Origin of the sequence: Alcaligenes sp. (assembly GCF_050255915.1) — a bacterium.
Lineage (GTDB): Bacteria > Pseudomonadota > Gammaproteobacteria > Burkholderiales > Burkholderiaceae_B > Alcaligenes > Alcaligenes aquatilis.
The window spans coordinates 1-3,415 of record NZ_JBFWIQ010000029.1 but is presented as its reverse complement, the minus strand read 5'-3'; the positions used below and the strand labels follow the sequence as shown (position 1 = coordinate 3,415).

Here is a 3,415-nt window from a genome sequence, read left to right as displayed (position 1 = left end):
CTGTATGCACAAGGTGCTCACGATCATCAACGCCGTTCTCAAATCCGGCGTGCCTTGGCAAGTGAGTTATCCACATGCTGGAGCTATCTCAAAATGACTTGACTTTGAACACAGTTGCTCTCCCGCTGGGCGAGCAGGGGTGAGGGCATGACTCCCTCTCCCTCTGGGAGAGGGTTGGGGTGAGGGCAGCCCCGGCTTAAACAGTTGACAGTCGGCAAGAACCACCCACCCCCACCGCCACCAAAGCCCCGTCCACGTCACCCTCCGACAAATAAGGGCGACAAAAATGTCACGAAACACCGGGTAAACCCCAGGCACAGACACCCGCCAGACTCCATCCCCCAAAAACCCTCACAGTCCGCAACACCTTGTTGCAGCCACACCCTGGCACAGAAGATGCTGGGATACGGTCAACCCGCAGGATTCCTCTGCGGGGGTTCACAACCTTACTCCTTGGAGGAATTTATGAAGCGTTTCATGCAAAAGGGTTTCACCCTGATCGAACTGATGATCGTGGTGGCCATCATCGGTATTCTGGCGGCCGTGGCTCTGCCTGCGTATCAAGACTACAGTATTCGTGCCAAGGTTTCAGAAGCAGTGATTGCTGCATCTGCGGCCAAGGGCGTGATTAGTGAAGCATTTCAAACTGGCGGTATTGGCGCCATGGATGCCGCGGCAGCAGGTATTAATAACACACCTTTTGCTGAGAAGGCGTCAAAATATGTGGTGAATTACTGTGTCGATGCAACTCCCGGTGCAGCTAATTGCGCTGCTCATCCCGGGGGGGCGCCTTGGACGATTCAAGTCGCGGTTGCTGCAACTGCAGCCAATGGCATCCCCACCGGTTTGAATGGTCATACCCTTGCGTTCACGCCGCTGGTTCAAGGTGTTGCGCCCACGGCAGCTTCGGTTGGCGCCATTGACTGGGCTTGTGCAAGCTCTACGGATACGACTGCTACGACGCGCTTCCCGACAGCTACGATTACCGCGCCTGCAGGCACGGCTTTGCTTGCGAAGTATGCACCAGCTGAATGCCGCTGAGCAATAGTGAATTGAATCAATATTGATGCAAGAGATGTTCTTGCTGAATTTGAAGGGCACTGAAGAGTGCCCTTTTATTTTTTAATGTTGCCGCTTGGTGTTCACGTCATCCAAGGAGTGCTGCTGTGAAATCGAAGCTCATTCAAGGTTTTACACTGATTGAGTTAATGGTTGTGGTTGCCATTGTCGGCATTTTGGCTGCAATGGCTCTACCTGCATACCAAGATTACACTGTCCGTGCCAAGTTAAGTGAGGCTCTGGTGGCTTTATCTACCGCCAAGGGCCTCCTTGGCGAGGGCTATACACAAAATCGCGTGGTTGGTCTAGACTCGGCTGCAATGGCAATCAACCAGATTCCCTTGGCGGACAAGCAGTCCAAGTATGTGGCTAATCTATGCGTGGGGGCAGCAGGTGCTGTAGGGGTCGCTTGTGCGCCCTATACTTCCGACGGAGCCTGGCCCATTTTTGTTACCGTGGCAGCCAACGCTTCCAACGGCCTACCGTCCGGGCTCAATGGTCTAACATTCACTTTATCGCCCAATGCTAGTAATGCCGCACCGACCGCAGCATCCACCGAGTCTATTGATTGGGCCTGTGCAGGTGATACGTCGATGACTGCGACTGCGCGCGGCATGACCAACGTCACCTTGGGTACCTTGCCAGCCAAGTATCTGCCGGCCGAGTGCCGCTAACAGCCGTATTGACTTTCCATCCGCCAATGTCATTTTCTTTGCGTCTACGGGTAGCAACCAAGGCTGCCCTTTTCCATTTTCTGGGTTCGGTCATTGTGGCGGCACTAGCAGCCGTGCTCGTGTTTCTTGTCTGGTATCCCCATCCGTATGGCTTGCTCTCAGGAGGGCTCAGCCTGTTTCTTATCTTGGTAAGTGTGGACTTAATCTGCGGCCCTGCGCTGACGCTGGTATTGTTCAACCCTAGGAAGTCGCGCCGGGAGCTTTTTGCAGACATGTCACTGGTGGTATCGATTCAATTGGCAGCACTGACCTATGGTATTTACATAGTTCATCAGGCGCGCCCATTGTTTTTGGTGCATGAGGTTGATCGCTTTCGCGTCATCGGTTTGCCGGATTACCAAGGTGACGATGTTAGTCAAATGTTGTCGTCACTCGACCCGTCAATTCAACCCCACTGGCTCAATGGCCCCGTGATTGTGGGTGTCCGCGCCCCCCGAGACGCAAAGGAGCGCCAGGAGGTCATGCTTGATTCTGTGTTCGGGGGGCGCGACTATTCCCAACGGCCTGAGTTCTATGTGCCTTACGATGTTGCCTACCAAGCTAAGGCACTGGCTCGAGCCAAGCCATTGAAAGCGTTCATTGAGCGATATCCCGATTCCTTGAGCGAGATGACTAAGTTACTGGATAAAAGCGGTGTGGCCCTGGAGAACGCTTTATTTCTTCCTGTGCTTCATAAGCAGGAGTGGGTGGCGATAATGGATCAATCCGCCCGTATTCTGGGGTTTCTCCCTGGGGACGGGTTTTTGGTGCCATAACTAGTCCGCCCTGAATATTGGGGTCAGATTCCAATTTCCCTCCGGTTTCTCTGCAACATCCAGGATCATCAACCAGATATGCCCGCAGCCCAATGTTTATGAGCGCTGGCAGCTTCGGTTTCAATAGCATTTGAACCTGCGCCCCGAGAGTGAGCCTCTGCGGCTTGAGCGGCGGGCGTGGGTTTGGGCGGCGGCCTGGCCCCCCGCCTGCGCGGCGATGACGGTGGTCGTTTTGGCCTTATGCCGTTATTTGACAAGCGCAAGCAGCTACAAATTCAGTAGTGTTCAAAACAATTACCAAACAACGTCGTAACCGGTTTGCGCCGTCCGCCACGCACACGGCGCGTATTGACCGGCGCGAGAAGCTGCTGGCCTACCAGGGTCTGCCCAGCCTGCAGACTTATCTGCTGGTGGATCAGGACGCGCGGCGCGTCGAGGTCTATCGGCGTGCCAATGGCTGGACGGTGGAGTATGTGGAGCAGGGCAGCATCCGCATCGACTGCCTGGACACCGAGCTGCCGCTGGCCGAGGTGTATGCCGATGTGCCGGGCTGAGGCACCCGCCATGGCACGTTGACAGAGCGGACGTTCATGACTGCAGCGCCTGGCGGTGGAGCCCGATGGTCGCCAGTAGGCCAGGCGTGCGCACGCCGCAGCGTGCGCCGGGGTTTTCAGGCCAGTGCCCGGGCCTGCTCCAGTGCCTGCCCGGATTGCAGCAGGGCGACGGCCTCGCGGGCGGCCACGCGGCCTTCGTCGGTGGGGATGACCCAGATTTCGACGGAGCTGTCGGGCGCGTGGATGGCGTAGGCTTCTTTGCCGTCGGCCTGGCGGTTGCGCTGCGGCTCCAGGTGCAGCCCCAGCCAGCGCA

At 56.5% G+C, this 3,415-nt stretch carries 4 protein-coding genes and 1 pseudogene; 4 read left to right on the top strand and 1 reads right to left on the bottom strand.

All coding sequences use genetic code 11. The features are described from left to right. Window positions 1-465 precede the first annotated feature (465 nt). The 4 genes from AB7E06_RS19175 to AB7E06_RS19160 all read left to right on the top strand — a co-directional run bounded on the left by AB7E06_RS19175 (window position 466) and on the right by AB7E06_RS19160 (window position 3,102). The gene (locus AB7E06_RS19175) at window positions 466-1,041 is read left to right on the top strand and encodes a pilin (RefSeq protein ID WP_427958184.1); all 576 of its coding nucleotides are present in this window, start codon (window positions 466-468) and stop codon (window positions 1,039-1,041) included. A gap of 125 nt (window positions 1,042-1,166) precedes the next feature. Continuing rightward, window positions 1,167-1,733, top strand: a complete 567-nt coding sequence (locus AB7E06_RS19170; RefSeq protein WP_427958183.1) for a pilin — start codon at window positions 1,167-1,169, stop codon at window positions 1,731-1,733. A gap of 26 nt (window positions 1,734-1,759) precedes the next feature. Further along, window positions 1,760-2,548 carry a pilus assembly protein gene (locus AB7E06_RS19165; RefSeq protein WP_427958181.1) on the top strand — a complete coding sequence of 263 codons (789 nt, stop codon included), beginning with the start codon at window positions 1,760-1,762 and terminating at the stop codon, window positions 2,546-2,548. A gap of 281 nt (window positions 2,549-2,829) precedes the next feature. Further along, window positions 2,830-3,102 (top strand): Uma2 family endonuclease, encoded by a 273-nt coding sequence (locus AB7E06_RS19160; protein ID WP_427958180.1) that lies wholly within the window; start codon window positions 2,830-2,832, stop codon window positions 3,100-3,102. 116 nt (window positions 3,103-3,218) lie between these two features. Here the strand turns inward: AB7E06_RS19160 and AB7E06_RS19155 are convergent. Next, window positions 3,219-3,415 (bottom strand): annotated as a pseudogene (locus AB7E06_RS19155) (acetate/propionate family kinase); the annotation flags it as partial.